General features: G+C 40.1%; 6 protein-coding genes. 4 read left to right on the top strand and 2 right to left on the bottom strand.

The window, feature by feature from the left end; genetic code table 11:
- The first annotated feature begins 68 nt into the window (after nucleotides 1–68).
- Nucleotides 69–587, top strand: a complete 519-nt coding sequence (locus EKM81_RS10790) for a GNAT family N-acetyltransferase (protein ID WP_125651543.1) — start codon at nucleotides 69–71, stop codon at nucleotides 585–587.
- Between the two features lie 226 nt (nucleotides 588–813).
- On the opposite strand, the gene EKM81_RS10785 is transcribed toward EKM81_RS10790, so the two are convergent.
- Nucleotides 814–900 carry a type I toxin-antitoxin system Fst family toxin gene (locus EKM81_RS10785; protein WP_125651547.1) on the bottom strand — a complete coding sequence of 29 codons (87 nt, stop codon included), beginning with the start codon at nucleotides 898–900 and terminating at the stop codon, nucleotides 814–816.
- 191 nt (nucleotides 901–1,091) lie between these two features.
- Between EKM81_RS10785 and EKM81_RS10780 the strand changes: the two genes are divergently transcribed.
- Entirely contained in the window at nucleotides 1,092–2,792 is a 1,701-nt protein-coding gene (locus tag EKM81_RS10780) for a M3 family oligoendopeptidase (protein WP_125651541.1), read from the top strand.
- A 14-nt stretch (nucleotides 2,793–2,806) separates the two neighbouring features.
- Nucleotides 2,807–3,478, top strand: a complete 672-nt coding sequence (locus EKM81_RS10775) for a 2,3-bisphosphoglycerate-dependent phosphoglycerate mutase (RefSeq protein ID WP_125651539.1) — start codon at nucleotides 2,807–2,809, stop codon at nucleotides 3,476–3,478.
- Nucleotides 3,479–3,787: 309 nt separating this feature from the next.
- On the opposite strand, the gene EKM81_RS10770 is transcribed toward EKM81_RS10775, so the two are convergent.
- Complete coding sequence (locus EKM81_RS10770; RefSeq protein ID WP_125651537.1) at nucleotides 3,788–5,131, bottom strand: C1 family peptidase; 1,344 nt, start codon at nucleotides 5,129–5,131, stop codon at nucleotides 3,788–3,790.
- 428 nt (nucleotides 5,132–5,559) lie between these two features.
- Here EKM81_RS10770 and EKM81_RS10765 point away from each other — a divergent pair, with 428 nt between their 5' ends.
- Entirely contained in the window at nucleotides 5,560–6,546 is a 987-nt protein-coding gene (locus EKM81_RS10765) for a LacI family DNA-binding transcriptional regulator (protein ID WP_125651545.1), read from the top strand.
- Nucleotides 6,547–6,662 lie beyond the last annotated feature (116 nt).

Genomic DNA, 6,662 nt, shown 5'->3' with positions numbered 1-6,662 from the left:
TTTAAGGGGCTTTTTGCGTGTGGCAAGCCCTTCTAGGGCTAATAAAAAGCCACCCGCTATGCGGGTGGATGATTACTCGTAGTGCACGCGCAGGGGATGCTCAAAGATTGCTTGATTTTTGGCAGGTTGAGGTTATGCCTTGTGACTTTGTGGAAACAGACGCCGAATTAACTGACATGACCGTGGCCCAACTTGCACCTCAGCTGACGGCAATGGCTGCTAGCCCTAATAATTTATTATTATTGGCCCTTGCTGGTACGGAGATCATTGGCTATTTAAGGATCGCTGCGGGGGCCAATCCAGCCACTGCTCATGTTGGTGAATTAGGCTTGTTAGTTGCGCAAGCAGAGCGCCACATTGGCTTAGGCTCGGCATTAATGGCGACTGCCTTAGATTGGGTCAGCGAGCAATCAACTTTGAAGCGGGTTCAATTATTTGTTCAAACGCGTAATCTGCCGGCGCAAAAGCTTTATCAGAAGTTTGGCTTTATCCTAGAGGGCCGGCTACCAGCCAGTTATCGTAGTGTGAGCGGTGACTTGTTAGAAACTTTATTAATGGCCCAGTTGTTTAACACATCAATAAGTTGAAATATTCAAGCTTAAAGCACATAAGAGCAGCTTGATAAAAGTAGCTGCTATATTTTGCCAGCGATAATCACGATAGTTTGCAAAATTAATCTCATAATGATATATTATAGAAGACGAAGTCAAACATCGATCACCGAAGCCCCAGACTATCTCTAGTAGTCTGGGGCTTTTTTTGCGGATAATTATGTAATTGAACGGGCGAGGCTAGATGTTGCCTTATTCATGACTACTTGCGATGCGAATTATTTAGCCAATAATTAAACAATGCAAGAACGACACCAACAATAATGGGTGCCAGGACTGAGTCAAACATCTACTCACCTCCCAACCGTTGATGATTTTTGTCAACTAGTTGGCAAGGCAACATCTTCATTATGCCAGATGATTCACAATTAGTATAGGTGAATTTTTTAACTATTCAAAATAGTCGTATAATCAATGCAGCGTCATTTTCTTTCAACATGATAATCGTTTATAATAGAGAACTATTAGGAGGCGCTTTTGATGACAGATTTTGCACAATTACCATACCAACGTCCCAATTTTGAACAAGTAACAGCTGAATATCGACAATTACTAATGGCATTGAATCATGCAGATGATCCTTTAACGGCAGTCAATGCTGCTTTGGCAATTAGCAAACTGGAAACGAAAATTATTTCGCAACAGATGATGGCAGAAATTCGTTTTAGTGTGAATACTTTGGATGAATTCTATCATCAGGAAGAGGATTATTGGAACGAATATAGTCCTAAATATGATGAGTTTACCACCGAGTTTTATCGAGAATTAGTGAAATCACCGTTCCAAGCAGAATTGCAACATGCTTTTCCTAAAACATTATTTTTAATGGCTAAAAACCAGCTCAAAACTTTTTCACCAGAAGTGATTCCATTGTTACAGCAGGATAATCAATTGCGGACACAATATTCAGAATTAATTGCTGCCGCTCAAATTGATTTTGCTGGAGCGACTTATAATTTAACCCAAATGAAAAAGTTTCAAAATAATGCTGATCGTCAAATTCGGCGGCAAGCAACGCAAGCGACGACAGCTTGGTTTGTGGACCATGAAGCAAAATTGGATCAGATTTATGATCAAATGGTCCAAGTTCGTACGGAAATTGCCCAGCAACTCAACTATCAGAATTATACTGAAATGAGTTATGATTTCATGAATCGGTTTGATTATAATGCTGATGATGTAGCTCGTTATCGCCAAACAATTCTGGAAAAAGTGGTCCCAATCGTCAACCAGTTGCGGCAGCGTCAACAAAAACGTTTAGGCTTATCAGAATTGAAGTTTTATGATGAAGATTATAATTTTCCGAGTGGTAATGCAACCCCTGAAGGTACTGCTGAAGAACTAGTGGCTAAGGCCAACGAGATGTATCATGAAATGTCGCCAGAGACTGGTGAGTTTTTCCAAATGATGGTTGATCGGCACAATTTGGATTTATTAAGTCATCATGGCAAACAGGGTGGCGGCTATTGCGAATATTTGCCTGAATTTAAAACACCATTTATCTTTGCTAACTTTAATGGGACTTCAGCTGATGTAGATGTGTTGACCCATGAGACGGGGCATGCTTTTCAAACATATCAGGCTCAAGCAATTAAAGCTTGGGAGTGTGTGTTCCCAACTAACGAAGCTGCTGAAATTTTTTCAATGAGTATGGAGTTTATTGCTTATCCATGGATGACAAAATTCTTTGGCCAGCAGACAACTAAATATAAATTTGAACATCTTTCTAGTGCGGTCATTTTCTTACCATATGGTGTGCTCGTTGATCATTTTCAAACTGAGGTTTATTGTCATCCTGAATGGACGCCAACCGAACGTAAGCAGGCTTGGCGTCGTTTAGAAAAGATGTATTTACCAAGTCGTGAATATGATGATGCTGACTTGGAACGAGGCCTATATTGGTATCGCCAAGGCCATATTTTTGAAGGACCATTTTATTACATCGATTATACTTTGGCACAAGTAGTGGCCTTTCAGTTCTGGGAACGCTTTGAAGTTCAGCATGATCCGCAAGCTTGGCCAGATTATTTGGCAATGGCTAAGGCTGGTGGCAGTCTCACGTTCAATCAATTAATCGAACTAGGACACTTACAAAGTCCCTTTAAAGATGGGGCACTTGATGAAGTGCTAGCTAAAATTTCTACTAGTCTAGCAGCCGTTTCAGAAACGGATTTACAATAAAGAGGTCGACTATTTTGGTAAAACTGGTACTCATTCGTCATGGCGAAAGTACGGCAAACGCCGACGATATTTATACAGGATGGACTGATGTTGACCTAACGCCTTTAGGAATTCAACAAGCCCATCATAGCGCCCAAATGCTGGCTAATTTGGCTTTTTATCCTCAAGCGGTCCATACTTCAGTGTTGAAACGCGCAATTAAAACGGCCAACATTATTTGTGAGGATCGCGGTTGGCTGTATTTACCAATTTATAAAAATTGGCGCTTAAATGAACGACATTATGGCGCGTTACGTGGCCATAATAAGGAACAAACACGTCGTGAGTTTGGTAAAAAGCAAGTGGCAATGTGGCGTCGTGATTATTGGACGGTGCCACCATTGTTATCTGAAATTGATCATAACCGTTGTTACGCGGATATCGATCAGCGCAGTGTGCCTTTAGGTGAAAGCTTAGCGATGGCTAGTCAACGGGTGATTCCATATTATGTGGATCAAATTGCGCCAGAATTAATTTGCAGTCATGACCAATTAGTGGTGGCCCATGGCAGTACTTTGCGGGTTTTGATCAAGTATTTGGAACAAATTACAGCGCATGGTTTAGATGGTGTTGAGGTCGCTAATGGCGAACCGATTGTTTATGAGTTGAATCAGCATTTGGATATTTTAACGAAAACAGTTTTGTAATTTAAGCTCTTAAAAACTTGTTGCCAGTGCTGAAATTAGCTTGAGTCTGACCACCACACTTATCGTTCCTTCCGGAGTAAAGCTGGTGATCTTCAGCTTTACTAGTTGTTAGGGTCCGAAAAAGAGTGTGACAAAAGGCGGTCAGCCGGTGAGCATTAACGTAAAATGCCAAGCAATTCGTTAGAATTGCTTGGCATTTTTGCGTTAAGCAGAACCGGTTGCCCTTTGGGAACACGTTGCAGCAACGCAGGTTCGGATTATTTTTTGAGAATAGACTTACGTCCTAGTCTTTTTGATTAACCTAATGAATTATAATGCTAAGGCACCCATTGGATCCCAAGGCTTCAAAACAGTTGGGTTATCATGTTCGTCAGCAACGACTTTCTTCAAGTCATCTGATAAGAACTTCTTGTTGATCACAACTTGGTAGACGAATTCGTCAAACCAAGCGTCACTCATAACGAAGTAACCTTTATGGCCAACTTTTTCACCCCATGAGTTTTCAACCTTCCACTTAGTTGGTTGGCCGTTAACCAAATCAACGCCGGTGATGACCATGGCATGAGTCATCAAGCTCTCGCCGTGATCCAAACGTTCTGCTTTGGACATGCTTAAGTCAAGGTCTAATAAATCAGATTTTTGATAAACATTTGTATCCATGACGCCAAGTTGACGGTCAGATGATTTACCAACATCAGAGCCAAACCAAACTGTTTCGCCAGCCTGTAATTGTTTGATTGCTAATTGTTTGAAGTCGTCGATTTTTAAGTTCAAGTGACGAACTTGACGGCCACCAACGACATTACCTAATAAATCAACCGTGTAAACATGATTGTAAGGTTTGTCAGCAGTAGGTGAGTTGATCATTGAAAGATAGTCTTCCAAATTCCAACCAACATACTTCTTGAAGAATGTTTGCGGTGTTAAACCAGCTTCACGATGATAAACTTTGTCATCGTCAGTGTATTCCCAGTCGAACTTAACTGGTGGTTTGCCTAAAGTGAAGACCAATAAGCGATAAACTTCGCTTAACATATCTTCTTTAGCAGCATCAATTTCAGCAGCTGACTTTTTAGCAGCAACTAAAGCCCGTAAAGCAACGGCATCGTGACGTAACTTCGTATTCAAAGTGCTGTTTAATTCAGCAGATTTTGAACTGTTGTATGTTTCAGGCATAACATCCTTGGGCACTAAACCGTATTTCTCGATTAAGGCACAGAGCATATCCCATTGACCACCATCTTGTTGTGGTGTTGCCATTAAGAAGTCAACTTTGCGATCACCTAAAGGCAAATCAGCAGTGGCAATCACGTTTTCGTAGAACCAGTTTGATTTCTCAAACTTGTCCCAGAAGTTGGTGTAATTTTGGGATAATTCAAAACCTTTTAATTTGAATTCATCTTGTAAAGGATGACGCATGGTATTTAAAGCAGCAAACATCCAGCAACGGCCAGATTGTTTCTGGTTGGCAACAGCACCAGTGTCGATTTCAACAGAAAAGTTGGGTGTCATTGCAACATCGGAAGCCAAGTTACGGCTTGATGCTAAAATGCCATTATGAGCAACCGTGTTAGCAGTTGCGTTTGATTTTGGTAAATCAGCGAAATCTTCAGCGTATGCTTTCAGATTTTCAGCAGAAATTTCTTTACTCATCATAAAACCTCCAAACTAGAATTAACATCTTCCATAATATCTTATTTTAGCATGAACGTCTAATTTATTTTTAATCTTTCATCAAAAAAAGTTGTCACTTTAATTTTTCGAAAAATCAAAAAATTCATAATTGAATTAGTTAAACGACTTGATTGTGTTAAAAAATAATTGAATAGTTGCTGTGTTTCACTTTAGTGAGGTTTAGAAACAGGATGTAAAATTTAAAAGCAAATTAATTTTGCCAGCAATGTCGAACACTGGCACTTACAATCTAGGGAAAACTTGTTTTCTTAATTGTGGATATTTTTTGAAAGGGCCGCGGGGCTACGTGGTGAATGAAATATTTTACTGAAATGGTTCTATTGTTGTGAATATCGGGTAAGATTAATATAATGGAATAATAGAAATTACTGAAGAGGGTGGAGCGTATCGTTACTTTAAATGATGTGGCCAAAGCAGCTAACGTCTCTAAAATGACAGTTTCACGGGTGATCAACCATCCTGAACAAGTCACAGATGAATTAAAGCAACTGGTTTTTAAAGCAATGGATGAGTTAGACTATCATCCTAATTTTGCGGCGAAAGCTTTGGCAGCAAATACAACACGCATTATTAAGTTAGTGATCTTGGAAAAAGTCGATACAGTTGAACCTTACTATGCCACCTTATTAATGGGTGTGGCTCAATTTTTAAATGCGCATCAATATGCGTTACAAGTCGTGACTCAAAAAAATGCCAATATTGGTGATTGTGATGGTTACATTATTACGGGAGCGCGGAATAATGATTTTGACTGGATTCAGGATTTAGATCGGCCAATTATTCTTTATGGCGAGAATCGGCATAATTATGATTTTGTGGATTCTGATAATAAGTACGGCACTTTTTTATCGACTAGTGCGGCAATCAATGATGGGTATCAGCAAATTGTTTTTCTGGGAATTGAATTGAAGGAATCCTTCGAGTACTCGCGGGAACGAGGCTATATGGACACGATGCAGAAGTCTGGTCTGCAACCACAAATTGTTCGTTTCGGTAATCATTCTTCTGAGGCGCAACAATATATTCAGGATCATTGGTCTGAGTTCAAGAAGAATACTTGTTTCGTGTGTTCTAGTGATCGTTTGGCGATTGGTGTTGAACGTGGGATTCAGAAAATGGGCGGCAATATTCCTGAAGATTTTGGGATTGCCGGATTTGATGGGGTCTTTCTGGATCAAATTGCTGAGCCAAAGTTGACGACTGTGAAACAGCCAGTGATGGCCATGGGCAGTAAAATTGCTGAATTATTGATGCAAAAGATTAATCAAGCCAGTCCTGAGGCGGAACAAAATCCTAATCGGGAACGGATGGAAGTCATGTTTTCACCGGAATTGATTCGCCGGAACACAACGCGTAATTATCATTTGAATTGATTAATTGGCGAAGCGTCATTAATTTGAGAACCATTAGTTTAGGGACTGTCTGAAAACTAAAAATTCAGGTATAATCTGAGGAAAAACGAATCGAGGCATTCCGATGACAACACCTA

Origin of the sequence: Lapidilactobacillus gannanensis (genome assembly GCF_003946675.1) — a bacterium.
GTDB classification, from domain to species: Bacteria; Bacillota; Bacilli; order Lactobacillales; family Lactobacillaceae; genus Lapidilactobacillus; species Lapidilactobacillus gannanensis.
The sequence above is the reverse complement of the archived record's forward strand: the minus strand, read 5'-3'. Positions and strand labels throughout refer to the sequence as shown.